This window comes from Flavobacterium sp. GSB-24 (assembly GCF_027924665.1).
In the GTDB taxonomy this organism is placed as follows: Bacteria; Bacteroidota; Bacteroidia; order Flavobacteriales; family Flavobacteriaceae; genus Flavobacterium.
Genome location: NZ_AP027043.1, coordinates 548,630 through 575,488 on the forward strand (window position 1 = coordinate 548,630; position 26,859 = coordinate 575,488).

General features: G+C 33.0%; 22 protein-coding genes. 12 read left to right on the top strand and 10 right to left on the bottom strand.

The annotated features are described in order from the left end of the window. Nucleotides 1–59 precede the first annotated feature (59 nt). The gene (locus QMG60_RS02670; RefSeq protein WP_057115119.1) at nt 60–461 is read left to right on the top strand and encodes an MmpS family transport accessory protein; all 402 of its coding nucleotides are present in this window, start codon (nt 60–62) and stop codon (nt 459–461) included. Nucleotides 462–534: 73 nt separating this feature from the next. Here the strand turns inward: QMG60_RS02670 and QMG60_RS02675 are convergent, their stop codons facing one another. The 4 genes from QMG60_RS02675 to leuS all read right to left on the bottom strand — a co-directional run bounded on the left by QMG60_RS02675 (nt 535) and on the right by leuS (nt 5,680). Further along, nucleotides 535–1,131, bottom strand: coding sequence for a hypothetical protein (locus tag QMG60_RS02675; RefSeq protein WP_281866787.1), 597 nt, complete (start codon nt 1,129–1,131; stop codon nt 535–537). Beyond that, nucleotides 1,118–1,591: a sigma-70 family RNA polymerase sigma factor gene (locus QMG60_RS02680; RefSeq protein ID WP_281866788.1), complete on the bottom strand. Its 474-nt coding sequence runs from the start codon at nt 1,589–1,591 to the stop codon at nt 1,118–1,120. Before QMG60_RS02680 ends, QMG60_RS02675 begins: the two co-directional genes overlap by 14 nt. A 1-nt stretch (nt 1,592) precedes the next feature. Continuing rightward, complete coding sequence (locus QMG60_RS02685; RefSeq protein ID WP_281866789.1) at nt 1,593–2,441, bottom strand: alpha/beta hydrolase; 849 nt, start codon at nt 2,439–2,441, stop codon at nt 1,593–1,595. Between the two features lie 374 nt (nt 2,442–2,815). Continuing rightward, complete coding sequence (gene leuS / locus QMG60_RS02690) at nt 2,816–5,680, bottom strand: leucine--tRNA ligase (RefSeq protein ID WP_281866790.1); 2,865 nt, start codon at nt 5,678–5,680, stop codon at nt 2,816–2,818. Nucleotides 5,681–6,197: 517 nt separating this feature from the next. Here leuS and QMG60_RS02695 point away from each other — a divergent pair. From QMG60_RS02695 to truB, 4 genes are all read left to right on the top strand, one after another. Next, a complete protein-coding gene (locus QMG60_RS02695) occupies nt 6,198–7,073 on the top strand; it encodes a permease-like cell division protein FtsX (protein ID WP_057115125.1) in 876 nt (291 codons plus the stop codon). Nucleotides 7,074–7,142: 69 nt separating this feature from the next. Further along, the gene (locus QMG60_RS02700) at nt 7,143–7,406 is read left to right on the top strand and encodes a DUF3098 domain-containing protein (protein WP_281866791.1); all 264 of its coding nucleotides are present in this window, start codon (nt 7,143–7,145) and stop codon (nt 7,404–7,406) included. 117 nt (nt 7,407–7,523) lie between these two features. Then, a complete protein-coding gene (locus tag QMG60_RS02705; RefSeq protein ID WP_281866792.1) occupies nt 7,524–8,321 on the top strand; it encodes an undecaprenyl-diphosphate phosphatase in 798 nt (265 codons plus the stop codon). Further along, on the top strand, nt 8,321–9,007 hold the full coding sequence (truB, locus tag QMG60_RS02710; RefSeq protein WP_281866793.1) for a tRNA pseudouridine(55) synthase TruB: 687 nt from the start codon (nt 8,321–8,323) through the stop codon (nt 9,005–9,007). The genes QMG60_RS02705 and truB overlap by 1 nt, the downstream gene beginning before the upstream one ends. 342 nt (nt 9,008–9,349) lie before the next feature. Here the strand turns inward: truB and QMG60_RS02715 are convergent, their stop codons facing one another. After that, a complete protein-coding gene (locus QMG60_RS02715; RefSeq protein WP_134142634.1) occupies nt 9,350–9,967 on the bottom strand; it encodes a thioredoxin family protein in 618 nt (205 codons plus the stop codon). Between the two features lie 125 nt (nt 9,968–10,092). Then, entirely contained in the window at nt 10,093–10,533 is a 441-nt protein-coding gene (locus QMG60_RS02720) for an SMI1/KNR4 family protein (protein WP_281866794.1), read from the bottom strand. 144 nt (nt 10,534–10,677) lie between these two features. Between QMG60_RS02720 and pyrH the strand changes: the two genes are divergently transcribed. From pyrH to QMG60_RS02735, 3 genes are all read left to right on the top strand, one after another. Next, nucleotides 10,678–11,385, top strand: coding sequence for a UMP kinase (gene pyrH, locus QMG60_RS02725; protein ID WP_057115131.1), 708 nt, complete (start codon nt 10,678–10,680; stop codon nt 11,383–11,385). A 77-nt stretch (nt 11,386–11,462) separates the two neighbouring features. Then, nucleotides 11,463–12,026, top strand: coding sequence for a ribosome recycling factor (gene frr, locus QMG60_RS02730; protein ID WP_057115132.1), 564 nt, complete (start codon nt 11,463–11,465; stop codon nt 12,024–12,026). 119 nt (nt 12,027–12,145) lie between these two features. Continuing rightward, nucleotides 12,146–14,641 (top strand): DUF5686 family protein, encoded by a 2,496-nt coding sequence (locus QMG60_RS02735; protein WP_281866795.1) that lies wholly within the window; start codon nt 12,146–12,148, stop codon nt 14,639–14,641. 414 nt (nt 14,642–15,055) lie between these two features. Here the strand turns inward: QMG60_RS02735 and QMG60_RS02740 are convergent, their stop codons facing one another. The 3 genes from QMG60_RS02740 to QMG60_RS02750 form a co-directional block, all read right to left on the bottom strand. Beyond that, nucleotides 15,056–17,326: a cation:proton antiporter gene (locus QMG60_RS02740; RefSeq protein ID WP_281866796.1), complete on the bottom strand. Its 2,271-nt coding sequence runs from the start codon at nt 17,324–17,326 to the stop codon at nt 15,056–15,058. A 214-nt stretch (nt 17,327–17,540) separates the two neighbouring features. Then, nucleotides 17,541–18,260: a LytTR family DNA-binding domain-containing protein gene (locus QMG60_RS02745; protein WP_057115135.1), complete on the bottom strand. Its 720-nt coding sequence runs from the start codon at nt 18,258–18,260 to the stop codon at nt 17,541–17,543. Further along, nucleotides 18,223–18,984: a histidine kinase gene (locus QMG60_RS02750; RefSeq protein WP_057115958.1), complete on the bottom strand. Its 762-nt coding sequence runs from the start codon at nt 18,982–18,984 to the stop codon at nt 18,223–18,225. The genes QMG60_RS02745 and QMG60_RS02750 overlap by 38 nt, the downstream gene beginning before the upstream one ends. A gap of 247 nt (nt 18,985–19,231) precedes the next feature. On the opposite strand from QMG60_RS02750, the gene QMG60_RS02755 reads away from it, so the two are divergent. From QMG60_RS02755 to rpoN, 4 genes are all read left to right on the top strand, one after another. Beyond that, entirely contained in the window at nt 19,232–21,598 is a 2,367-nt protein-coding gene (locus QMG60_RS02755) for an MMPL family transporter (protein WP_281866797.1), read from the top strand. Nucleotides 21,599–21,632: 34 nt separating this feature from the next. Further along, entirely contained in the window at nt 21,633–22,106 is a 474-nt protein-coding gene (locus tag QMG60_RS02760) for a hypothetical protein (RefSeq protein ID WP_281866798.1), read from the top strand. A 370-nt stretch (nt 22,107–22,476) separates the two neighbouring features. After that, complete coding sequence (asnS, locus tag QMG60_RS02765) at nt 22,477–23,922, top strand: asparagine--tRNA ligase (protein ID WP_281866799.1); 1,446 nt, start codon at nt 22,477–22,479, stop codon at nt 23,920–23,922. Nucleotides 23,923–24,058: 136 nt separating this feature from the next. Then, nucleotides 24,059–25,519, top strand: a complete 1,461-nt coding sequence (rpoN, locus tag QMG60_RS02770) for an RNA polymerase factor sigma-54 (protein WP_057115138.1) — start codon at nt 24,059–24,061, stop codon at nt 25,517–25,519. Nucleotides 25,520–26,420: 901 nt separating this feature from the next. Here the strand turns inward: rpoN and QMG60_RS02775 are convergent. Then, on the bottom strand, nt 26,421–26,840 hold the full coding sequence (locus QMG60_RS02775) for a hypothetical protein (protein WP_281866800.1): 420 nt from the start codon (nt 26,838–26,840) through the stop codon (nt 26,421–26,423). Nucleotides 26,841–26,859 lie beyond the last annotated feature (19 nt).

The following is a 26,859-nucleotide window of genomic DNA, read 5'->3' on the forward strand; positions in this document are numbered from 1 at the left end:
ATCTCTTTAGTAAGGGTCTAATTTTGTTTGACTATGAATATTAATTTAAGAATTTTATTATGAAATCGATTTTAAAAACTTTAGCAATTGTATTGACTCTTGCTTTTACAGCAGTTTCTTGCAGCAGCGACAATGACGATAATAACACTGGAACAGCTTCAAGAGATGTAAAATATGAAATAACTGGAAATTACACAGGAACATTATCTACTGTTTATTTTGAAAAAGGCGGGAACGCATTAAATGAAGACATTACTAAGCTTCCTTGGACTAAAGAATTTACAGCTGAAGCAAAATCTATGGGAGCATCATTAAGCGCAAGTGGATATGGCGGAGTTGCTGGACAAACTTTAACTGGTAAAATTTATGTTGGCGGAAAATTGCAAAACGAACTAACTGCAACAGCAACTAGCGACGGAATAATTGTTTTATCTCTTACTCCTTACGTTTTTCCTCTATAAATGTTACTTTAAAATTTAGATTTTAGTTTTTTGGTAAAAAGTAAAGCTTCGTAATATTACGAAGCTTCTTTTTTTATAACTCTAATTGATTGTTCACTTCTTCAAACTTCTCAATTAGACTATTTATTTTCTCCTGCTGTTTTTTGACTTGTTTCGGGCGAAGATAAAACCAATTGAACAACATCCATGATAAAGTAATACCATACGTTAAACCAGCTCCTAAAAGCGTCATTCTACTGGCATATTCATACATATATAAACAAATACCAACTGTAAGCGCCAGAAAATAAAAAGTCATCATTTTGGTCTGCAGAAATTGTTGTTTCTTTTTAATTATAATTAAATTTTGAAGATACTCTTGATTGGTTTGTGTGGCTTCAATATTTTTATACTTGCTCAGTAATTTATTATAGGTGAATAAATAAATCACCATGGCCAGAATCGTTATGACAATTCCGATTTTAGTCGAAATAAATTGCGGTTGATAATATATCCAAATACAAACAATAAACATACAGGTAGCCAAAAGCAATATATTAACAATCCATAAACTTCTTAATCCTGCCTTTTTGAACTTGGTTATTCTTGCCAGTAAATCCCTCATATCTGGCTGACTTACAGATTGTTTTTTCCATAAATCTTTAAAATCTATATTGTTATCGTTGTCCATTTTCTTTAAATTTTTCGGTCAATTTTTCTTTTATCCTGTGAATTTTTACTCGCACATTTGCATCAGAAAGTCCAACAATTTTGGCAATTTCTGTCTGCTTTACATCTTCCAGTTCCAGCGAAATAATAATACGTTCTGTTTCGGGTAATTCAGCAATACATTTGTATAAAAACTGAATTTGAGGTTCCAATGAGGCTTGTTTTTCTTCTGAAAGATGAACAGGCAGCTCTGATTTTGGAAAACGTTTCTGTTTTTCGATCTGCCTCAGGCAATTGTTAGAAGCAATCCTAAAAATCCAGGTTCCAATAGAAGATTCATTTCTAAAGTTTTCCAGTTTCTGCCAGACAATTATAAACGTTTCCTGAGTCAAATCCTGCGCCGCGTCATAATCGTTTACAAAACCCATGCAAAGCCTAAAAATTCTATCCCAATATGTTTTGTAGATATCTTCGAATTCCATATTAAGATTTTATAAAAGAGTTTAATTGTGCCAAATACCAATCTTTGTCATCGTACATTATAAAATGTAAACCTTTATCCGCATATTGAAAATTAGCTGTTTTCAAGTTTTTATACTGCCCTTCGATTGCCGGTTTTAAATTTATAAAATAAGATTCTAATAAAATTAATGACGGACATTTTATCGCCGAGATTCTTTCTCTCAAATCGATATTAAAGAAATCACAATACACTTCCGAAAAAGTTTTTCGATCCGATTTTACACTCCAGTCTACAACCATTTCTAATTTTGATGAATCTTGCAAAAGTCTCGGCATCGTTTGTTTCTGCATATCATAAAACTGCGTTTCATTCATTGCTGCCATTTGAGTAACCATTGGCGAACAGTCATTATTTTCTTTTGATTTAAAAGAAGGATCGCTCAAAGCAGCCAAACACGGAAGCGCGTCGACAACCACAATTTTACAAATTAAATCTGGATAATCTGAAGCGATTGCCAGCGCAAGCCCGCCTCCCATACTGTGGCCAACTAAAATTGGTTTTTCGATTTTATTGTCTTTGATATAATTGGCAATTCCTGATTTCCAGTTTTCGAATGAAGGATTAGGTTGTGGTTTTACTCCGGCAAATCCAGCCATTGTAAGTGTATAGCATGTAAAATCTTTTTCGAAAGCTGCTTTGGTTTCGTTCCAAACTTCTCCAGAAGAAGCAAAACCAGGAATAAATATTATAGATTGTTTTCCTTTTCCTGTTTTGATAACCTCAAAAGGATATGATTTTGTTTGTGCAAAAACATTGATACATAATGCAGAGAATAAGAATGCGATAATTAAGATGATATACTTTTTCATTTTTAATAGTTTTAAGTTGTTAATTAAATCGGATCCATGCTTTTGATACGACGACTATTAAAATGTTACAAAAGTTTTTAAATTTTTAATAAAAAAATTTAAAACGCCAATGTTTGCTCGGGTTTTTAACCGCAAAGATTTACGCAAGGAACGCTAGGGTGTCTTGCTTACAAAGGCGCAAGGTCGCAAAGTTTTTTCCACAATCTTGTCATTTTGAGGAACGAAACAACCGCACTAACAAGCTAAAAAACATACTAAATGAGATTGCTTCGTTCCTCGCAATGACATACAACAGCAATTATAAAACAAAAAAAATCCCAAACCCCAATCGTAAAATTGGAATTTGGAATTTTTATATTGGAATTTTAAAATAATTAACCGACTAGGTTAATTATTTTCCCAGGAACAATAATCACTTTATTCGGAGTTTTTCCATCTAACTGTTTTTGAGTTCTTTCGTCTTTCATTACGATTTCTTCGATTTGTTCTTTGGTTAAATCCAAAGGCAATTCGATTGTGAAACGCATTTTTCCGTTGAAAGAAACTGGGTACTCTTTATTGGTTTCGATTAAATGTTTTTCATCAAAAATTGGGAAAGCAACCTCAGAAATAGAAGTCGTATGTCCTAACTGCGACCATAATTCTTCTGCAATATGAGGCGCATATGGCGAAACTAAAATTGCTAACGGCTCTAAAATTGCTCTTGAATGACAATTTTGAGAAGACAATTCGTTTACACAAATCATAAATTGAGAAACCGAAGTATTGAAAGAGAAATTCTCAATATCATCAGCCACTTTTTTGATGGTTTTATGTAACGATTTCAAATTGTCTTTTGTTGGTTCGTCGTTATTTACGATTAAGCCATTATCATCAAAATACAATCGCCATAATTTTTTCAAGAAACCAAATACACCAGAAATTCCAGCAGTATTCCAAGGTTTTGCCTGCTCTAATGGGCCTAAAAACATTTCGTATAAACGTAATGTATCAGCACCATATTCTGCACAAATATCATCTGGAGTTACTACATTGTATTTCGATTTCGACATTTTCTCAACTTCTCGGCCTACAATGTATTTTCCGTTTTCGTCTAAAATAAATTCAGCATCAGCATAATCTTCTCTCCAAGCTTTGAATTTTTCAACATCTAATTCATCTGATGAATTTACCATTGAAACGTCAGCGTGAATTGGCTGAACTTTTTGATCTCCAATTTTATTTTTAGATACAAAAGTATTTGTTCCTTCTAATCTGTAAACAAACGCACTAGTTCCCAAAATCATTCCCTGATTAATCAGTTTTTTGAATGGCTCTTCAGTTGGAGCAAAACCTTTGTCTTTTAAGAATTTGTTCCAGAAACGAGAATACAATAAGTGACCTGTTGCGTGCTCGCTTCCTCCGATATATAAATCTACATTTTCCCAGTAAGCTAATGCTTCTTTGCTTGCAAATTCATTTTCGTTGTGTGCATCCATGTAACGCATCCAATACCATGAACTTCCTGCCCAACCTGGCATAGTGTTCAATTCTAAAGGAAAAATCGAAACATTGTCAACTAAATCAGTATCGACAACTTTGTTTTGTTTTGTATCCCAAGCCCAAACTGCTGCGTTTCCTAATGGAGGCAAACCATCTTCTGTTGGTAAATATTTCTCTACTTCAGGTAAAATAATTGGCAAATGCTGTGCATCAATCATTTTTGGCAATCCATTTACATAATAAACTGGAAATGGTTCACCCCAATAACGCTGACGAGAAAAAACAGCATCACGCAAACGGTAATTTGTTTTACCAGTTCCCTGACCAATTTTTTCTAATTCAGCAATTGCTTTTTGAGTTGCCTCCTTATAATTCAATCCGTTTAAGAAATCAGAATTTGCGATTTCAACGTTGTATTTTGATCCGTAAGCAGCTTCTGAAATATCAACATTAGCGAAGATATTTTTGATTTCCTGCATTCCGTTTTGACCTTTAAAGAAATTAGCAAAAGCAAAATCTCTTTCGTCTCCGCAAGGAACCGCCATTACAGCACCTGTTCCATAACCTGCCAAAACATAATCTCCAATCCAAACTGGAATTGGTTCTTTTGTAAATGGATGTTCAGCATAAGCACCCGTAAATACTCCCGAAATAGTTTTTACATCTGCCATACGCTCACGCTCAGAACGTTTTGCTGTTTTTTCTATATAGGCTTCAACAGCAGCTTTTTGTTCTGGAGTTGTAATTTTAACTACCAAATCATGTTCTGGTGCCAAAGTCATAAATGTAACTCCAAAAATAGTATCAGGACGAGTAGTGAACACTTCTATAACTTCGTTATGATCTTTCACATTAAAAGTTACCAATGCACCTACAGATTTTCCAATCCAATTACGCTGACTCTCTTTTATAGACTCACTCCAATCAATATCATTTAAACCTTGAAGCAAGCGTTCGGCATAAGCAGAAATTCGCATACTCCATTGTGTCATTTTTTTTCTTATAACAGGAAAGCCTCCACGTTCTGAAACTCCGTTTACAATTTCGTCATTTGCCAAAACAGTTCCTAAGCCTGGACACCAGTTTACTTCGGTTTCTGCCAAATACGTCATTCTGTATTGCAACAAGATTTTTTCTTTTTGATCATCAGAATAAGAATTCCATTCATCAGCAGTAAAAATTACTACGTTATCATCGCAAACTGCTTCGACTAATGCATTTCCGCTTTCTTCAAAAACAGTTATTAATTCTGAAATATCAAATGCTTTTCCTTGTTTTTTGCAATACCAAGAATTGAACAATTGAATAAAAATCCATTGTGTATGTTTGTAATAATCAGGATTTGAAGTTCGCACTTCACGACTCCAATCAAATGAAAACCCGATTTTATCTAATTGTTTTCTATATCCTGCGATTTGTTTTCCTTCTTTGTCTACACCACCGTCAATATTTACGCGTGTTGTATCTTCTGGACGCTGTCCTGTCTGGATTGCATATTGTTCTGCAGGTAATCCAAAACTATCGTAACCCATCGGGTGCAAAACATTGAAACCTTGATGTCTTTTGAAACGAGAATAAACGTCTGAAGCTATATAACCCAGCGGATGCCCAACGTGTAATCCCGCTCCAGATGGATAAGGAAACATATCGAGTACATAATGTTTAGGTTTTTCAGAGTTATTTTTTGCTGCAAAAGTTTGATTTTCTGCCCAATATTTTTGCCATTTGGCGTCAATTTCGTTTGGATTGTATTTCATTTCTAAGTGACTAAGATTCTAAGTGACTAAGGTTCTAAGGCTTTTCACTAGTTAATTAGCCGCAAATTTACATTTATTGTGGTTTGTACCAAAGCATTTCATAGACAAACAAATAAAATATCAAAATAACTACCCAAATTATTAAAAATACTTAATATAGAGTCGCATTTCATGTAGTTTTTGAAAAGTAAATTTTAAGGTTCAACGTTTTTTTCAACCGCAAAGTTCGCTAAGGTTTTTATTTAGCGGTAGATACAAAACATATAAGTTCACAAAGCTTTATGCCGCTAGAACTTTGCGCAGCTTTGTGTTTTATACAATTTAAATTACTTTGCGCACTTTGCGGTAAAATCTGCTTTATGCCCTCAGATAAGTAATCTTAAAAAAAACTTATTCTTGTTTGCAGTTAAATAAACTTTTATTCAATATCAAATTGTACATTTATAGTATAAAAGTTCGTTATTAACTTTAAATAAAGAAATTCTTTATTATTTTTACCACATAATTTAAGCAAACTATGAGTTCTAACTTTGATAAATTTCAAAAGCGCAGGTTAATTTCCTCTTATTTTTCGGTTGTATTAAGTGTATTCTTGGTTTTATTCCTTTTGGGAGTACTGGGATTATTCATTATTAATTCTAAAAAACTGGCCAACGATTTTAAAGAAAAAATCGCCATGACCGTTTTCTTTAAAAATGAAGCTAATGACAGCGTCATCAAAGCTTTTAATACCGAATTGAAAAGAGCACCATTCGCTAGATCTTTTGCTTATGTTTCTAAAGAAAAAGCAGCTAAAGAACACACTGATATTATTGGAGAAGATTTTCTAACTTTTTTAGGAGAAAATCCGTTATTAAATTCATACGACATTCACTTAAAAGCTGATTATGTAGAAAGAGACAGCATTTTAGAGATTGAAAGTAATTTGAAAAAAAATACGATGATTGAAGATATTGTTTATGACAAACAATTGGTAAATCTGGTAAATGACAACATCAAAAAAGTTAGTATGTGGATTTTAATAATCAGTGGTTTCCTTACTATAATTGCTGTTTTATTAATCAATAGTTCACTGCGTTTATCAATTCACTCTAATCGTTTTATCATCAAAACTATGCAGATGGTTGGAGCAACCAAAGCATTTATTCGTAAACCATTTGTAATGCGAAGTGTAAAATTAGGTATGCTGGGCGCTGGTTTGGCAATTATCGCCTTGATTGCACTTTTAATTTATGTAGAAACTAATTTCCCTGGTTTAGGAATTTTAGAAGACAAAGTTTTAATCGCTTTGGTTTTAGTTGCTGTTTTCGGATTAGGTGTTTTGATTACTTGGATTAGCACACATTTTGCAACACAACGTTTCTTGAATTTAAGAACTGACGATCTTTATTAATTTTAGATTGCTTTAGATAAAAATAAACTCAAAAGAGGGTGAGATTGCTTCGTACCTCGCAATGACAAAATGAAAAACAACAACAATAACAAAGAACAAGCTCAGGAACAGCCAAAACAGGAATTCCTTTTTGACAGCATCAATTATAAAATCTTATTAATTGGTATTGCTGTTATTGCATTAGGATTTATTCTAATGTCTGGCGGAGGAAGTAAAGATCCGAATGTTTTTAACGAAGATATTTTTAGTTTTAGACGTATCCGTTTAGCACCGACAACTGTGTTAATCGGTTTTGGAATTACGATTTATTCTATTTTCAAAAAATCTAAATAGACTTTCTTAGACTACTTAGAATTTTCAGACATCTTAGATTATTAGATTAATCTTTTCTAGAAAAGTCTAAAAGTCTATCCCGACGCTTCGGGACTAAAATCTAAAAATCTAATTTAAATGAATACATTACAAGCTATCGTTCTTGCCATTATTGAAGGAATTACAGAATTTTTACCTGTTTCTTCAACTGGACACATGATTATTGCCTCTTCATTTTTTGGAATCGCTCATGACGATTTCACTAAACTTTTTACAATTGTAATTCAGCTTGGTGCTATACTTTCGGTTGTAATTTTATATTTCAAACGTTTCTTTCAAACATTTGATTTCTACTTTAAACTTTTAGTTGCTTTTATTCCTGCAGTGGTTTTAGGATTACTTTTAAGTGATTTTATTGACGGCTTATTAGAAAATCCTGTTACGGTTGCTATTTCACTTCTAATTGGAGGAATTATTTTATTGAAAGTAGACGAATGGTTCAACAAACCAAATGATCCTGAAGTTTCAACTGAGATTACTTACGCAAAAGCTTTTAAAATTGGACTATTTCAATGTCTGGCAATGATTCCTGGAGTTTCACGAAGCGGTGCTAGTATTGTAGGTGGTATGTCACAAAAACTAACAAGAACTTCTGCTGCTGAATTTTCATTTTTCTTAGCAGTTCCTACTATGTTAGGCGCAACAGCAAAAAAATGTTACGATTATTACAAAGCAGGATTTGAATTGTCTCACGAGCAAATTAATATGCTTGTTATCGGAAACATTGTTGCTTTTATTGTAGCACTTTTGGCCATTAAAACTTTCATCGGATTTTTAACTAAAAATGGCTTTAAAGTTTTTGGTTATTACCGAATCTTAGCTGGAATCATTTTATTATTGATTCACTTTTTCATTCACCCGCTTACCATCATATAATGACACCTGAAGAATATTTAGACGGACAAGTTTTATTGATTGACAAACCATTAAAATGGAGTTCGTTTCAAGCTGTCAATAAATTAAAATACCTTTTAATTAATAAAGTTGGACTTCCTAAAAAGTTCAAAATTGGTCACGCCGGAACTTTAGATCCGCTGGCGACTGGACTTTTATTGATTTGTACTGGAAAATTCACCAAAAGAATTTCGGAGCTTCAAGGTCAGGCAAAAGAATATACTGGAACTTTTTACATCGGAGCCACTACTCCATCATACGATTTAGAAACAGAAATCGACCAGACTTTTCCAACAGATCATATCGATGAAGCTTTGATTCACGAAACAGTAAAGCAGTTTTTAGGAGAAATAGATCAAAAACCGCCTATTTTTTCGGCTATTAAAAAAGATGGTGTTCGTTTATATGAACATGCACGCGCTGGCGAATCTATAGAAATTGAAAGCAGAAAAACCACTATTCACGAATTTGAAATTACAAGAATTGCACTGCCAGAAATCGACTTTAGAGTAGTTTGCAGTAAAGGAACTTACATTCGTTCTCTAGCTTACGATTTCGGGAAAGCGATGAATTCAGGTTCACATTTAACTGTATTACGCCGCACCAAAATTGGCAATTACGATGTAAAAAATGCGATTGATATTACTCTTTTCGAGGAAAGCCTGTAGTAAAAAATAAAAATAGCACATTACAAATTTGAAAATAGTAATGTGCCAACTCTTTAAACAAATAGTACAATTATCTCATACTGATTCATTGAGTTAATAGTGAGGCACATTTTTCCCTCCAAATAAAAATTGAGAAAAGAAATCATAAAATCTTTCAAATAACTTTTTCATAATAGTGTATTTTAATGTTAGACAATAAATAAACACCAATAAAAAGAGTAAATCAGAAAGTTATAATAGAAGTGGGATTATATTTACTAAGTTACAAAATAAGAAGTAAAATAAAAACACTTTAAGATAATTTTATCAACCAAATTATTTGTTATCAACACATTACCAAAATCAAAGTCGATTATATTTAATATTCTCCATAATTTCCAGCAATTCTTCTTGAACCGAGATTCCTTTGTCTGCCAAATACCACAATTGTAAATCTGTTTTTATCTTTTCATCAATTGGGCCAACCTCTCTTTTGTGATTTGCCATTAATTCAGCGGCACCTTTTGGTCTTGGTCCCCAATCGGCACGAACAATTCCGGCTTCTTTACAAATAACAATTACTTTAGGAATTGCCCTTCCGCCATTTGTGAGATATTGATTCATTAAATCATCATTTTCATCACGCAAAGCTATTCTTAGATCCACTTTTTTGTTTGAAGCCAAAGCCATTTTATTTAAAATGGGAAGAATCTGCGCTGCATCGCCGCACCAACCTTCAGAAAGTACCAGCCATATATAATGATTGTCTAAATGTTGTAGTTTATCAATAATAGGTTCTGCAATTTGTATGGTTTTCTCCAGTCTGTTCATTCTCGCTTCGTTTAATTTGGAATAATTAGTCAAGCTTTCCGATTGTTCGTTTCCTGTCGACTTTCCTTCAGACAATAAATCGGTTACTAATTTTCTGTATTCAGCATAAGAATGACTGTTGAATAATGCTTTGGCTACGATGCTTTTCATATTGGTTTGATTTTTAGGATAGAATAAAAATACAAAATTTAGAAAGACGAGGATAATGACATTTGTCAGATTTAAAAACAATAGTATTAAATATTCAAAAAATTTGAAAAGAAATAAAAATGCAATTAATAATTTCGCTCTTCTTCTTCCTCATCTAACAAGTATTCAAAAAAATCTGAAAAATCATCCCATATATATGGCTTAGATATAAAATCTTGTTTTTCCAATTTGGTAATTTCTATTGAATCAATCCATAAAATTGGTGGCTTATTTTCTGTATCCATTAGAAATACGCTCATATCATGCTCAGCAAGCACAATAAATCTGTTTGGTATAGCAACAGCTTTTCTAATTCTTAGGGTTTCCCCAATGAGATTAGTTGAATCATCAAATAAAAAAGAATGTAGCCAAATACTGCCATCACAAAAACTTGCTATTTCTTTAAAGTCAATAGGCAAACTTATTTGTAATTCACTTTCAATTTTATTTAAGTCTTCTGTGGAAACTCCATCAATTTCACCAAATAGTAAAATATATCTATCTCTTAATTTATTTATATCTTTCATCTATCTAAATTTGAAAATACTAATAAAATATTTCCTACAAAAATAAAAAATTTAATTAATACAACCTTCTTAAAATAATTTTACAAACATTATTTCTAAAAATCAGAATATGTCTATATTTGCACAAATTAACGCGACACACACATGAAATATAAAAGAATTCTTCTAAAACTTAGCGGCGAAGCGCTAATGGGTGATTTACAATACGGTATAGACCCAAAAAGATTAGCCGAATATGCAGATGAAATTAAGCAGATTCACAGTAAAGGAGTAGAGATTGCAATTGTTATTGGAGGAGGAAATATATTTAGAGGAGTTGCTGGAGCAAGTTCTGGAATGGATAGAGTTCAAGGTGATTACATGGGGATGCTTGCAACTGTAATTAACGGAATGGCTTTACAAGGTGCTCTTGAAGATAAAGGAATGAAAACGCGTTTGCAGACTGCTTTAAAAATGGAATCTATTGCAGAACCATACATTAAAAGAAGAGCAGACCGCCACTTAGAAAAAGGCAGAATCGTAATTTTTGGTGCTGGAACCGGAAATCCATATTTTACAACAGATACTGCAGCAGTTTTAAGAGGAATCGAAATTAATGCTGATGTTATCTTAAAAGGAACTCGTGTTGATGGTGTTTATGATTCTGACCCTGAAAAAAATGCTTCTGCAGTAAAATTTGACTTTATTTCGTTTGACGATGTAATCAAAAAAGGTTTAAATGTAATGGACACTACTGCATTTACACTTAGTCAAGAAAACAAATTACCAATTGTTGTTTTTGATATGAATAAAATTGGAAACTTGTTGAAAATCTGCGAAGGCGAAAACATAGGAACTGTAGTTAATATATAGTCATCAGTAACAGTTTACAGTCGCATAAATAAGACTTTAACTGAAAACTGAGAATGAAAACTGAAAACTAAAAAAAAATGACTGAAGAAATAGACTTTATTTTAGAAAGTACTGAAGAATCGATGAATGGTACTATTGCACACTTAGAGAAAGAATTTCTTAATATTCGTGCAGGAAAAGCTTCTCCAGCAATGCTTGGAGGTGTTTTTGTAGATTATTATGGATCTGCAACACCGCTTTCTCAGGTATCTAAAATCAGCGTTCCAGATGCTAGAACAATTACATTACAGCCATTTGAAAAAAATATGCTGCAAGCAATTGAAAAGGCTATCTTAATTGCAAACATCGGATTTAACCCGATGAACAATGGCGATATGGTAATCATCAGCGTACCGCCATTGACAGAAGAGCGTCGTCGTGATTTGGCTAAACAAGCAAAATCTGAGGCTGAAGATGCTAAAATTGGTATTCGTAACTCTCGTAAAGATGCAAATACTGAAATCAAAAAATTAGAAAAAGAAGGAACTTCTGAAGACATTTGCAAATCTGCTGAAGAAGAAGTTCAAAACTTGACAAACGCTTTTATTAAAAAAATTGATGAATTATTGGTTTTAAAAGAAGCCGAAATCATGAAAGTGTAATCAAAGATCTGAGATATTTAAAAAATCCGTCTGGTGAATAGTACCAGACGGATTTTTTTATTGTTATTTTTGCATACGAAAATTAAATTCTTTTCGTTTTTGAAACTATATCATTCTGTATGAAGCTATTTTGTTTTTTGACTTTGTTTTTTACGCTTACTCTTCAAGCGCAATTTCAAATAAACGGAATCGTAACCGATTCAAACAACAAACCTCTTCCGTTTGCCACAATAACCACCTCAGAAAACAACAATACTATTACAGATGTTGACGGGAAGTTTATTTTTAAAATCAGCACATCTGCTACAACTATATCAGTATCTTATGTTGGTTTTCAAACCAAAACCATTGCATTAATCAGCAATAAAACTTTTTATGCCGTTTCGCTTGTACAGCAGACAGATGATTTGAAAGAAGTTGTGGTTTCTAATGAAAATCCTGCATTGACGATAATTCGAAAAGTTATTGCCAATAAACCGCTAAATGATCCGCAGAAAAAACTCAATAATTTTGAGTACAAAACATACAACAAACTTATTGTAACCGCTAATCCAGATTCGATAGACGGCAGAATCGACTCTACTGCATCTTACAAAGATTTAAATAAAAAAATCATCAATGTTGATTCTTCTGATTATAAGTTTAAAGAAATTGTAAGCAGACAGCATTTATTTCAGACCGAAAAAGTTTCGGAATATCAATTTGGAAATAACAAATTAAAAGAAACTGTTCTTGGCACCAAAATAGCTGGTTTTAAACAGCCTATTTATGAAGTTCTAGCATTTAACCTCCAGTCGATTTCCATTTACGATCCGAAGTACGAATTGTTTGAAACGAAATATGAAAATCCGATTTCTAATCAAGCGCCATCGAGTTATAATTATAAATTATTAGATACTGTCAGCATCAAAGGCCGCGACACGTATATGATTTATTTCAAAAATAAACTTAAGCGAAAATCTTCTGGCTTAGAAGGCGTATTGTATATTGATAAAGAAAATTTTGCTGTTGCGAAAGCGGTAATGCGAATTAAAGGTGTTTTGGATATTAGCGGTATTCACGAATTTGAATATATTCCGAAAGAAAAAATTTGGTTTCAAAGCAATACCACATTCAAAATTGTAAAAGGAAAAAATGACGATGATATTAGAATTTTAGGAGGAACGATTCAGTTTGACGGAGATGTTGAAGAAAATTTTGAACCCAGAAAAAAAGTGGCTTCAGATTTCACCTATTTACTTTCAGAAAGTAATAGTTTCGATATTCGTGTCAACACCAATACTGCTATAAAAAATCCATCGCTTTATATCGAAATTAAAGACGATGCGGCCAAAAAACCTGAATCGTTTTGGGAAGCTTACCGCAAAGAAAATCTTGACTTAAAAAGCCAAAAAACATATTTATTACTAGACAGTCTTTCGGTGAGCAATAGAGTTGAAAAGCGTTTAGGAATAGGCCGAAAAATTATTAATGGCTTCTATCCTATTGGTCCTGTTGATCTGGATTTAAAGAAGATTATAAGTTTTAATAATTATGAAGGTTTCCGAATTGGTTTAGGCGGAATTACAAATGATCGCTTTTCGAAAAACTTCAGACTTGAAAGTTATACGGCATACGGAACCAAAGATGGTGTTTTTAAATACAGTGTGGGAGCCGGCGTTTTATTAGATAAATATACCAATACCTGGCTGAATGGTTATTATGCTGATGACGTACGGGAAATTGCAAGTACCGTTTTCAGTGTAGACAAACGTGTGTTTAAAATTTATGACCCGCGGCCAATTAATATTAGTACTTTTTACGAATATTCAGGATGGCGAGGTAATATCCAGACTAAATTTATTCCGAAAACTGAAGCAGTTTTAGAAGTTTCGCGAAATTATATTGAACCTAAATTTGATTATCTTTTTAATCATAACGGAAAATTATATTCCAGCTATGTAATGACTACAGCAATGCTGTCGATTGTATGGGCGCCTTTCAGCGAGTTTATGCAGACTCCAACGGGACGAAATGAAACAGATAAAAAATTTCCAAGGTTTACGTTTCAATACACACAGTCATTACCAAATGTATTTGATAATGATTTTACTTTCAGCAAAATAGATTTTAAAGCCGAATACGAAAAACAATATTTAAATCGCCAGAAGACGAGTTTGCTTTTGCAGGCAGGTTATGCAATGGGAGATGTTCCTATTACTCATTTGTATAATACTTCTCCAAATAATTTAACCAAAGAAACTGTTATTCAGCGTATTACTTTTGCAGGAAGAAATGCCTTTGAAACCATGTATTTTAATGAATTCTTCTCTAGTCAATATCTTATGTTTCAAATCAAGCATGGTTTTGACCGTATTAAAATTATGAGAAAAGTTCGTCCGTCGCTGGTTTTAGTAACCAGAATGGCTTGGGGAAATATGGAAAAACCAGAACAACATGTTGGACCAGACTACAAAACACTTGATAAAGGCTATTTTGAATCGGGAATTGAGCTAAACAAAATCTACAAAGGTTTCGGTCTTGGCGGATTCTATCGTTATGGCCCAAACCAATTATTGAAGTTTGAAGACAATATTGCAGTTAAGATTTCTTATGTACTTGATCTTGGGCTTTAAGAGTTAAATTCCAATTTTTACGATAGGTTTGTCATCCTGACGAAGGAAGGATCACACTCGTAACTCGACAAAGATTGGCAATTCTTTATGTGAAATTACTTTGCCGAATCGCTAGTGTGATCCTTCCTTCGTCAGGATGACAAAAAACATGCTTAAAAAAAATCTTCAGATAGTCTGTCATTTCGAGGAACGAGAAATCTCCGTAAGGACCTCTACAAAGATTGGATATTCGTTATGGAGTTACTCGTGGAGATTTCTCCTTCGTCGAAATGACAAAAAAACCTTTATCAAAGTTTAAAACTTTGACAAAGGTATGCGTGCAAGAAAGAATCAAAAAAAAATCCCAAATCCCAATCATAAAAATTGGAATTTGGTCCCGAAGCCTCGGGATAAAAAAATTGATATTTAAAAAAATTATGGTTTCAAAATCAGGACTGAAGGTGTATTGTTCAGCCAAGTACTTTGAGATTCAATTAATTTTTTCCAGCTGTCTAAACTTATAATCATTAAGTCTTGACCATCTAAAAATTCTTTTTTAATTGTTCTATCATGCATAATCATAATATGATTTGGCGCAATCTGTTCGATAGATCGGATAGTTTCCTGAATATCACGAGTGTTTTTTACTTCACCGCTGGCATCTAAAACTGTAATCTGTGAACCGTTATTATTGATTAGTTTTTTAGCATAATCAATTAAAAAAGCATCTTCTCTACTGAATACAGGCATAAAAACCTGATTTATTTCTTCAAAATCTTTATCGATAAAAATACCAACCGGCATTCTCGTTTTTGCAATAATATGACGGGTTCTTTCGTCAAAAGGAGAATTTTCAAACAATCCTTCTTTTCCTGTGAATTTATCGATTAAACGATCTGGATTTACTATTCGGGTTGTAAAACCAAGAATCTTTCCAAGTAAAGTTCCATCAAAAATAGATTGTCCTAAACCAACCAATAATAAGTCATATTCTCCTTGGTTTGCCGAATCAATAATATCCGTATCTATATCATTAGAAACTTTAAAAAGACTCACAATATTTTGATTCAATCGGTTGGATTCCTCGATAATCGGAACTAACATTTTACGTTCATGATCTTTCACATCAAAAGAGTGAATTTCTGTACTTAAAGACAAGTGCATTGCTGTTACAATTGAATTATCTGGTTGTTTTTTAACCAAACTGTTGGCAATTTTTAAAAGTTTTTTCCCTCTTTCTGGAGTTGCAAACGAAAGCAGGATTTTATATTTGCTCTTACTTCCAATTTCCTGCGGTACATTCGTCGCTTTGTCTTTAAAAATAAAGCCTATAAAATCTAAAGCTGGGCCTGTCATAAAAGTAGTTACCAAAGCCATAATTACCATCATGGTAAAAATCTCTGTTGACAAAACTCCAAGATCATATCCAATATTTAAAACTACAAGTTCCATTAAACCTCTTGTATTCATCAAAGCTCCAATTGCCAAACTATCTTTCCAATTTTGTCCAACAAATTTAGCTGCCAACGCACTTCCGAAAAATTTACCAGCAACAGCAACCGCTATAATTAATCCAGTAATTTTCCATAATTCAGGATCGTTTAAAAGACCAATCTGCGTACGCAAACCTGTAAACACAAAGAATAAAGGCAATAATACAATTATGGCAACGTCTTCTACTTTCTCAATAAATATATTTCTGAATTTATTATTTTCAGGCATAATTGCTCCTGCAAGGAAAGCTCCAAATAAAGCATGAATTCCAATTAATTCTGCAGCATAAGCTGAAATTAAAAGTGTAATAAAGAAAATAGCAACAACTGGTTTATTTAAACTTTCTCTTGTTGAATTTAAATCTCCAACACGTTTTAGGAACGGACGAACGATTTTCAACATTATGATCACGTATAAAATCGCCAATCCAATCACGTATAATGCACTTGTAAATGAGCCTGCTTTTACGATAGCAATTACAACGGCAAGAATACACCATGCAGTAATATCATCTGCAGCGGCACAAGTAATGGCAATAGTTCCGAGTTTTGTTTTCTGCATACCGCGTTCCTGAACAATTCTCGCTAGAACCGGAAACGCAGTAATACTCATGGCAATTCCCATAAATAGTCCGAAAGAAGAAAACTCAACACCAATTGGGGCAAAAGTGTGATAAATGAAATAAGCCAATGTTAATCCTAAAGCAAACGGAATTACGATACTGGCATGGCTGATAACAACTGCATCGTGTGCTTTGTTTTTCAGTACTTTCAAATCAAGTTCCATCCCGATAACGAACATGAAAAGTATTAAACCAATCTGGCTTAAGAATTGTAAATTTCCTAATGATTCTTTTGGGAATAAAGCCGCAGAGAATTCTGGAAAGTACATTCCGACCAAAGATGGCCCTAAAACAATTCCGGCAATCATTTCTCCAATTACAGATGGCTGTCCGATTTTTCTAAAAAACCATCCAAATAAACGTGCTACTAAAATAATAGTCACGATTTGTGCTAATAAAATAGCCAGCGGATGCTGTAAATTTTCGATCATTGAATGAAGGAAGTCATTCCAATGATTACTTTCTATTTTTTTCTTGACAATATCGCGTCCAACTTCTAATGCTGCGCCCTTTGAAATTATCCAATATATTAGAGCGGTAAAACCTCCAATAATTGTTACGTAGAATAAAGAGTTTTTAATGTTATTCATAACTCGTTCTTTTAATTTATTGCCGCAAATATCAGAAGTGAGCTTCAAGTGAAAAAACAAATTTCCTGCTAATTTTCAATGTATGTAACAAGTCGGAAAAACTTTGTAATAAGTTCTAAAGCTCAACAAAAATCTACTAGAAATGTGAATGGAATCTAAGGCTTTATTTCGAGAACAAAGCTTCGACTTCGCTCAGCCTAACACATAAATAACTCTATATCTTCACTTTCTTCAAAAAATCAGAACGATAGGTTTCGCTTAAAATTAAAGTCGTGTTTTTATTTTTTTCTTCTAGATGATGCAATACAATTTCATTATGATTAAAGAATTTTATTGCCTTTACTGCCACAATTTCTTTTTTGTTTATTCGGCAGAAATCGGCTTCGGGTAATTCGTTTAAAAGGGTGTCGAATTTTACGTTTTTTAAATTCAGAAAACTTCCGTCAGAAAGCAGAACCGTTTTGTCACGGCTATCGCTTACAGCCGTTTTGATGTATTGAATTTTATTAAAATACAGCAAAGTTTTTCCTTTATCTGTATTCAACTGTATGAATTTTTTAGCCGAATCTGGTTTATCAAAACGTTCAAAAGCTTTTGAGACTGCTTTTTGCAGACGTTCCAATTTAACAGGTTTTGTGATATAATCTACTGCATCTATATTAAAAGCATCTGCGGCATAATCTTTATAAGCCGTACAAAAAATGACCAATTTATCATCGAGCATTTCAGCCAAATGCAAACCGTCCATGCCTGGCATTTCGATATCAGAAATTAAGAGATCAAAATCCAGATCTGAAATATCAGACAAAAGTTTCTGCGGATTATTATACGTTTTTACAATTTCCAGTTCTGGAATTTGTTCACAAAGCATTTTAAGATACGTTAATCCAGGAAGCTCATCGTCCAGAAGCAAGCATTTCAGTTTTGTATTCAAGTAAATCAATTTTTAGATGAGCAATATAAACATCGTTTTCTATAAACTTATCGAGTTTGAAATTATTCTTATAAATAATTCGAAGACGATGCTCCAGAGTGGCATGTCCAAAACCGCTTCGCTCCTTTTTGAGCACTTTTTTATCGGAGATTTTATTCGAAACCGTCATAAAAAAAGCATTGTCTTTAAACTCAAAAACAACAGAAATAAAAGCATCTGCACTTTGAAGATCAGCATGTTTAAAAGCATTTTCGATTAAATCAATAGAAATTAACGGCGCCAATAGTGGCTGATCGTATAATTTATCATCTTGATTAATATTAGTTTTAACTTTTAATTCAAAAAGCGGACTGATTTTGATTTTATTGATTTCGATTAAATTCAACGCAAAATCAATCTCTTCTTTTGCCGTTACAAATTTCTTTTTGCTTTCGTATAGAATATAATCCAAAACATTGGCGAGTTTATCTAAAGCAAAATAAGTCTGATATGCATGCGACTGAATTGAATTTAGAATATTCTTGAATAAATGCGGATTTAATTTTGACTCCAGATTCTCCAGCTGCAGATCATTCACCTTTACCTCTAAAGCATAAAAACTTTTTTCTGCATCTTCTTTTGCTTTTTTAGTCTGCATTAATTGATACATCATAAAACAAATTATGACGATCAAGAGCAGCAGAATTGCTAAGAAAATAAAAGTTGTGGTATTGTTATCCTGCATTTTGTTATCGTTTTTATTTTTCAGCAACCAGAACAATATTGAACAGGTTGAGCACGTATACTAATTTTTAAATTCTTCGTTTTAATTAGTGCAAATATGAGAAAAGCTGATGAGTAAACCGCAAAAAGAAAGAAATATATCACAAACCATAAATTGGAGGTTTTGTGTTAACGTTAAGTAAAATACAATCGATTATTTATGATTTCGAGCACTTTTCACTACATTTGCAACCATTTTTAAAGATTTTATGAAAAACGCGATTCAAGTTGGATTTTGGGAGAAATTGGCCCGAATTATACTTAAGAACAGAATTACAATTCTAGTTGTCCTATCTGCTTTAACGATTTTCCTTGGTTTTCAATGGAAAAACCTAGCTATGACTTATACCGAAGCAAACTTGCTTCCTAAAGATCATATTGCGAATAAAGAATACCAAAAATTCTTGGATAAATTTGGTGAAGAAGGAAACCTTGTCGTTATTGGTTTTAAAGATCCTAAATTCTTTACGCCAAAAAATTATGCGGCGTGGAATGAATTGATGACAGGTTTAAAAAAATCTAAAGAAGTTGATTTGGTCGTTTCCTTAAATGATTTAAAAAAGCTTGAAAAAGATACGGTTAACGAAAAATTTGTTTTAACGCCTTTTATCGATCAAAGCAAAGTTTTAGATCCAGCTTATTTAAAAAGCGTTCAATACGATTTGTTTCATAATTTGCCGTTTTACGAAGGACTTTTGTTTAATAAAGAAAGCGGCAGTGTTCGTTCTGCGATTTACATCAATAAAAAACTGGTAAATACCGCAGAAAGAAAGACTTTTATCCTTGAAAATTTAGTTCCGAAAATCGATAAATTCGAAAAAACAACTGGAATTGATCTTAAGGTTTCAGGAATGCCATACATCAGAACGATCAATGCTGCCGATATGAAAGGCGAAATCGGATTGTTCATCGGTGCGGCTTTATTTACCGTTTCTTTGATTTTCTTTTTCTTTTTCCGTTCGTTTAGAGCGACATTCATTTCAATTTGTATTTTAATCGTTGGTGTAATCTGGTCGTTTGGAACCCTTGGATTATTTGGTTATAAAATCACGATTTTAACTGCGATTATTCCGCCGTTAATTATTGTAATCGGAATTACAAACTGTATTTTCTTGATCAATAAATACCAGCAGGAAATTAAATTACACAATAATCAAGCTAAAGCATTACAGCGTGTTATTTCAAAAATTGGGGTTTCTACTTTAATGACGAATTTAACAACAGCGATTGGTTTTGCTACGTTTATGATTACTGGAAACGATTTACTTTTTGAATTTGGTTTAGTAACTTCAATCAATGTAATATCTGTTTATTTATTGACGCTTTTCATTGTGCCAATTGTATACAGTTTTATGCCATTGCCAAATGAAAAACATTTATACCATTTGACTAAAACCTACATTTCGACTTTGCTGAATGTTGTAGAAGATTTAGTGAGAACAAAACGTAAATACGTTTACATCATTTACGGTTTGCTTTTGGTTTTTAGTGTAATCGGAGTTTCTCAAATGAAGGTTTCAGGAAGTTTAATTGGTGAAATGCCAAAAAGCGCTTCTTTCTTTAAAGATATTTTATTTTACGAAAAAGAGTTTAATGGTGTAATGCCGTTGGAAATTATGATTGACACCAAAAAGAAAAAAGGTGTTATGAAAGCTTCGACTATTCGTAAAATGGACGAATTGCAAAATACAATTTCTGAGATTCCAGAATTGGCAAAACCAGTTTCGATTGTAAATTTGGTTAAATATTCTAAACAGGCTTTCTACAATGGAAATCCTGAATATTATCAACTGCCGACTTCGCAGGAGCAGACTTTTATTTTGAGTTATGCTAAAAATGCAACTAAAAACAGTAAAGAAAATTTAATGAAAGCTTACGTTGATTCGACTGGCCAGTACGCCCGAATCACAACTTTCATGAAGGATATCGGAACGGATGAAATGGCGAAAGTCGAGAAAAAATTAAATTCTAAAATTGATGAAATTTTCCCAAAAGATCGTTACGAAGTTACTGTTACCGGAAAAGCATTGGTTTTCCAAAAAGGAACTTCTTATCTGGTTGAAAACTTAATCGAGTCCTTAATCTTTGCAATTTTAACGATCGCGGTTCTAATTTTATATTTATTCCGTTCGTTCAAAATGGTAATGGCTTCGGTAATTACAAATGTTTTGCCACTTTGTATTACGTCTGGACTAATGGGTTATTTGGGAATTCCGTTAAAGCCGTCTACGATTTTAGTATTTAGTATCGCCTTCGGAATCTCGGTTGATAACGCAATTCAGTTTATGGCGAAGTATCGACATGACTTGCTTCAAAGTAATGGAAAAGTAAAAAAATCGGTTTTTAGTGCTTTAAGAGAAACTGGAATTAGTACTTTCTACACATCTGTAGTTTTAATTCTAGGTTTTGCAACTTTTACCTTATCAAGCTTTAGCGGAACCATTGCTCTTGGAGGATTAATTTCTTGTACGCTGGCTTTTGCGATGTTTGCGAACCTAGTTGTATTGCCTTCGTTGGTTTTAACTTTTGAGAAGAAGAAAACTAAGAAAGAGGAATTGGAGAGTTTGGAGAAGTAATTTTTTTTGACACGAATTGAATTCAAAATAAAGAATGGAATCAAAACTTAATATTACTGAATTCAGAAATCGAATCAGAGAAAATACGGTAATTGGAAACCCAAAACTTAAGTTAATCAGTCCATTTGGTGTATTTAGAATATTTGGAAGTTTTTCAAAACCTTTCTATGGAAATTTTGACGACTCAACATTTCGTTTAACAACAAATTCTGCTGTATCGCCAACATTTTTTATGATTAAAGGAAATTACAGAATTACAAACAGAACTTTATTTGTTAATTACACTATTGAGCCAACGCATAAAATTCAGATAATTTGGCTAAAATATTATCCACTTATTGTATTTATTTTATGTAATTCAGTATTTATTTTAATAGAAAAAGTTCCTGTCCAAGTGTACTTAATCTTTAATTTATTTATTGTCTTTTCAGTATTACATACTAGATGGCTTCCTAAACGAAAAATGAAAAGTTTAGAACAAAAGTTTAATAAAATATTTGAGTTATAATTTTAAGAATAATATTAATCTTAAAAGTTTTATCCAATCTTGTCATTTCGACGAAGGAGAAATCTCCGCAATATATTCCGCAAAGCTAGGAAATACTAGACGGAGCTACTTGCGGAGATTTCTCCTTCGTCGAAATGACAAAAATGAGAGAAATACTAAATCTCACTAAAATTGCTTCTTTTGAAACCGAGTGCTCTAGCCCTGATCGAAGCGGCATCCTTTCTGTTTTTTCTTTAAAAACAGAAAGATACAGTGAAGAGCAGGAATCCGCTTCAAAAATTAATTATTATCCTTTATATTTGCAATTCGATATAAAAAACACTGGTTTTATTTTGATCTAAAATCAGCAATCTATAAATCTAAAATTAAAATGAGACACACAAAGGTTAAAGACTTATTAAACAGTACTACGACGCTTCAGGAGGTTAATGCAAAAGGATGGGTGAGAACTTTTAGAAATAATCAGTTCATCGCGCTTAATGACGGTTCTACCATTAATAATATACAATGTGTTGTTGATTTTGAAAATACACCAGAAGAGATTTTAAAAAGAATCACAACTGGAGCTGCGGTTTCTGTAATTGGAACTTTGGTCGAAAGTAAAGGTGCAGGTCAGAAATACGAAATTCAGGTTTCGAAAATTGAAATCCTTGGAGATTCTGATGCGGAGAAATTCCCAATGCAGCCTAAAAAACACTCTTTGGAGTTTTTACGCGAAAATGCACATTTACGTGTACGTACAAATGCTTTTGGAGCAATTATGCGTGTGCGTTCAGTATTGTCTTATGCAGTTCACAAATATTTTCAGGATAAAGGTTTTGTGTATGTAAATACGCCAATTATTACTGGTGCTGATGCTGAAGGTGCTGGAGAAATGTTTCAGGTAACTTCTCTGCCTTTGGATAATCTTCCAAAAAACGAAGAAGGAAACATTGATTTCAAAAAAGATTTCTTTGGGAAACATACGAACTTAACGGTTTCTGGACAATTAGAAGGTGAAACTTTCGCAATGGCTTTGGGTCAGATTTATACTTTTGGACCAACTTTTAGAGCAGAAAATTCAAACACTTCTCGTCACTTGGCTGAGTTTTGGATGATCGAGCCAGAAGTTGCTTTCAATGATCTTGATGACAACATGGATTTGGCTGAAGATTTTATTCAGTACGTAATCAAATATGCTTTAGACAACTGTAAAGACGATTTGAAATTCTTAGAAGGAAGACTTTTAGAAGAAGAAAAATCAAAACCACAGGCTGAAAGAAGCGAAATGAGTTTGTTGGAAAAACTAAACTTCATTTTAGAAAACAACTTCAAACGTGTTTCTTATACTGAGGCAATTGATATTTTAAGAGATTCAACTCCAAATAAAAAGAAAAAATTCAGCTACTTAATTAACGAATGGGGAGCTGATTTACAATCTGAACACGAGCGTTACTTGGTTGAAAAACACTTTAAATGCCCTGTAATTTTATACGATTACCCAGCAAATATTAAAGCGTTTTACATGCGTTTGAACGACAACACAGAACCAGGAAGAGAAACAGTTCGTGCAATGGATATTCTTTTCCCTGGAATTGGAGAAATCGTTGGTGGTTCTGAAAGAGAAGAGCGTTACGATGTTTTGGTTGAAAAAATGAAAGCTTTAAACATCGACGAAGAAGAATTATACTGGTATTTAGACACCAGAAGATTTGGTTCTGCCACTCACGCAGGTTTCGGATTAGGATTTGAGCGTTTGGTATTGTTTGTAACAGGAATGACAAATATTAGAGACGTAATTCCTTTCCCAAGAACTCCTGGTAGTGCGGAATTTTAATCTAAGATTCTGAGGTACTAAGGTGCTAAGATTCTAAGTTTTTAAAATATAAATAAAAAATAATTCAACCGCGAATTAATTCGCCAATATAAGATACTCAGCACCTTAGTGCCTTAGTATCTTAGCAACTTTTTTTATGCTAAAGCAATTTTTAAATTTAAAATTATCCCAAAAATTATCTCCACAGCAAATTCAGCTGATGAAGTTAATTCAATTGCCTACGCAAGCTTTTGAGCAACGTTTATTAGAAGAAATGAACGAAAATCCGGCTCTGGAAGCTGGAAAAGAAGATGAATACGAAGCAGATGAATTCGCAAATGAAGACTACGACGATTATGATGATGCAGAATCTGACAGAATCGAAGCAGACGACATTAATATCGATGAATATTTAAGCGACGACGATACACCTGATTACAAAACTCAGGTGAATAATTACAGTGACGACGAAGAACGTGAAACTCCATTTGCTTCTCCAATTAGTTTTCATCAGGATTTAATCAATCAGTTAAATACTTTTATTTTAAATGATGAAGAACGCGAAATCGCCGAATTCCTTGTGGGAAGTATTGATGATATGGGTTACATCCGCAGAAGCGTTCCAGATATTGTAGACGACATGGCTTTTACTCAGGGAATTTATACTGATGAAGCAATGGTCGAAAAAATGATGACCGTGATTCACGAATTAGAACCTTCTGGAGTTGGTGCACGAGATTTACAGGAATGTTTACTGCTTCAGTTAAAACACAAAACACCAACTGAATATGTTGATCTAGCGATCGATATTATCGAAAATCAGTTTGATGCTTTTACGAAAAAACATTACGATAAACTACTACAGAAATACAGCGTTTCTAACGAACAGCTTAAAAAAGCAATTCACGAAATTGAAAGACTAAACCCTAAACCGGGCGGATCTTATACTGGAAACAATAAAGTAACTGAAAATGTGGTTCCTGATTTCGCAATCAGAATTGTTGATGGCGAACTTGAATTGACTTTAAACGGGAGAAATGCTCCTTCCCTGCATGTTTCTAAGGATTATCAGGAAATGATGCAGACGTATAAAGATTCTCGTGATAAATCATCGGCTCAAAAAGATGCTGTTCAATTTATCAAACAAAAACTAGATTCTGCAAAATGGTTTATCGATGCGATTAGACAGCGTCAGGAAACACTATTTGTAACGATGAATGCAATTATGCATTATCAGGAAGAATATTTCTTAGATGGTGACGAAACCAAACTAAAACCAATGATCTTGAAAGATATTGCGGATATGGTTGGTTTGGATATTTCGACAATTTCGCGCGTAGCGAACAGCAAGTATGTTGAAACACCATACGGAACAAAACTAATCAAAGAATTTTTCTCTGAAGCGATGAAAAATGATCAAGGTGAAGATGTTTCGACTTTGGAAATCAAAAAAATTCTGAAGAATACAATCGAAGAAGAAGACAAAAAGAAACCGCTTCCAGACGATCAATTGGCTGAAATCTTAAAAGAAAAAGGATATCCAATTGCAAGAAGAACGATTGCAAAATATCGTGAGCAGCTTGATATTCCAGTTGCAAGAATGAGAAAGAAGATTTAGTTTTTTTTGTTTTTTCTAACCATTAAGAGATTAAGAAAAATAAAGTTTTACAAGAATAGCAAACCTAACAGGTTTTAAAACCTGTTAGGTTTTTTGTTTATTATTTCAAATGATGTTGTATTCGGTATTCCGTCAGGAATATTTGATCGGTCTAAAAAAATTAATGTGATAAATTGTGTTCAGTAGGAACACCTGTTTTCGGAATTAACCTCAACAATAATTTATCCTATAATCAAACGTTCCTATGGAACGTAAACTCACCCAGATCAAATTATAATCTACCGACGAGACATTCCTACGGAATGAAATATTACTATTTCTTTAAAGCAGCAAACCCGACAGGTTTTATCAATTAACCAAAAATAATATCCCTATATTGTTTATATTCCGTAGGAATATTTCATCGGTAGCAAAAAAAACAATGTATTGCATTGTGTCCCGTAGGGACACCTGTTTTTACGAAATTAACCTCAATAATAATTTGTTCTCTAATCAAACGTTCCTATGGAACGTAAACCACCCAAATCAAATTATATCTACCGACGAGACATTCCTACGGAATGAAATATTACTATTTCTTTAAAGCAGCAAACGCGACAGGTTTTATCAATTAACCAAAAATAATATCCCTATATTGTTTATATTCCGTAGGAATATTTCATCGGTAGCAAAAAAACAATGTATTGCATTGTGTCCCGTAGGGACACCTGTTTTTACGAAATTAACCTCAATAATAATTTGTTCTCTAATCAAACGTCTTATGGAACGTAAACCACCCATATCAAATTATATCTACCGATGAGACATTCCTACGGAATGAAATATTACTATTTCTTTAAAACAAGAAACCCGACAGGTTTTAAAAATCTGTCGGGTTTAGTAACGTCTCTAGAACGCTAAATTATTTATATTGATCTGGTAATATCTTTACAGTAAATAAAAATGCTTTCTTTTTATCACTGTAACTATAAACCAACGTATAGTCATTATCTCTAAAAACCTGAAGTCCAGGATTTGCTTTTGCAGTACTTACGAGACTTTTTTCAATTTCTTCCTGAATTACATTAACTTCTGCAGTTTCCTTAACGACATTCATTAATGTTAAATTGTATTGAACATTCCTCTCCTCTGGCAAAGTCACGCTATCTAAACGAATTCCTTCTTGAATTATCAGCGGGCAATTCTTATTGTATTTTTCAACTAATTCCTTTACTTCGGTATTTACTTCATCAGCATTTTCAGAAAGATAAAATTGAAAAAAAGCTGCAGCGGCCAAAGCAACACCAATTATAATTAATAATAAAAGATTCTGTTTTCTCATAATTTCTTTTCTCGAATTG

Excerpts from the sequence above, each read along its gene's own strand:
- QMG60_RS02735 (WP_281866795.1), top strand. The coding sequence starts at position 12,146 with ATGAAGCTATTTTGTTTTTTGACTTTGTTTTTTACGCTTACTCTTCAA.
- QMG60_RS02675 (WP_281866787.1), bottom strand. The coding sequence starts at position 1,131 with ATGGACAACGATAACAATATAGATTTTAAAGATTTATGGAAAAAACAA.
- QMG60_RS02720 (WP_281866794.1), bottom strand. The coding sequence starts at position 10,533 with ATGAAAGATATAAATAAATTAAGAGATAGATATATTTTACTATTTGGT.
- frr (WP_057115132.1), top strand. The coding sequence starts at position 11,463 with ATGACTGAAGAAATAGACTTTATTTTAGAAAGTACTGAAGAATCGATG.
- QMG60_RS02700 (WP_281866791.1), top strand. The coding sequence starts at position 7,143 with ATGAAAAACAACAACAATAACAAAGAACAAGCTCAGGAACAGCCAAAA.
- QMG60_RS02740 (WP_281866796.1), bottom strand. The coding sequence starts at position 17,326 with ATGAATAACATTAAAAACTCTTTATTCTACGTAACAATTATTGGAGGT.
- QMG60_RS02705 (WP_281866792.1), top strand. The coding sequence starts at position 7,524 with ATGAATACATTACAAGCTATCGTTCTTGCCATTATTGAAGGAATTACA.
- QMG60_RS02755 (WP_281866797.1), top strand. The coding sequence starts at position 19,232 with ATGAAAAACGCGATTCAAGTTGGATTTTGGGAGAAATTGGCCCGAATT.
- QMG60_RS02775 (WP_281866800.1), bottom strand. The coding sequence starts at position 26,840 with ATGAGAAAACAGAATCTTTTATTATTAATTATAATTGGTGTTGCTTTG.
- QMG60_RS02750 (WP_057115958.1), bottom strand. The coding sequence starts at position 18,984 with ATGCAGGATAACAATACCACAACTTTTATTTTCTTAGCAATTCTGCTG.
- QMG60_RS02685 (WP_281866789.1), bottom strand. The coding sequence starts at position 2,441 with ATGAAAAAGTATATCATCTTAATTATCGCATTCTTATTCTCTGCATTA.
- leuS (WP_281866790.1), bottom strand. The coding sequence starts at position 5,680 with ATGAAATACAATCCAAACGAAATTGACGCCAAATGGCAAAAATATTGG.
- QMG60_RS02695 (WP_057115125.1), top strand. The coding sequence starts at position 6,198 with ATGAGTTCTAACTTTGATAAATTTCAAAAGCGCAGGTTAATTTCCTCT.
- QMG60_RS02680 (WP_281866788.1), bottom strand. The coding sequence starts at position 1,591 with ATGGAATTCGAAGATATCTACAAAACATATTGGGATAGAATTTTTAGG.
- QMG60_RS02760 (WP_281866798.1), top strand. The coding sequence starts at position 21,633 with ATGGAATCAAAACTTAATATTACTGAATTCAGAAATCGAATCAGAGAA.
- rpoN (WP_057115138.1), top strand. The coding sequence starts at position 24,059 with ATGCTAAAGCAATTTTTAAATTTAAAATTATCCCAAAAATTATCTCCA.
- QMG60_RS02670 (WP_057115119.1), top strand. The coding sequence starts at position 60 with ATGAAATCGATTTTAAAAACTTTAGCAATTGTATTGACTCTTGCTTTT.
- pyrH (WP_057115131.1), top strand. The coding sequence starts at position 10,678 with ATGAAATATAAAAGAATTCTTCTAAAACTTAGCGGCGAAGCGCTAATG.
- asnS (WP_281866799.1), top strand. The coding sequence starts at position 22,477 with ATGAGACACACAAAGGTTAAAGACTTATTAAACAGTACTACGACGCTT.
- QMG60_RS02715 (WP_134142634.1), bottom strand. The coding sequence starts at position 9,967 with ATGAAAAGCATCGTAGCCAAAGCATTATTCAACAGTCATTCTTATGCT.
- truB (WP_281866793.1), top strand. The coding sequence starts at position 8,321 with ATGACACCTGAAGAATATTTAGACGGACAAGTTTTATTGATTGACAAA.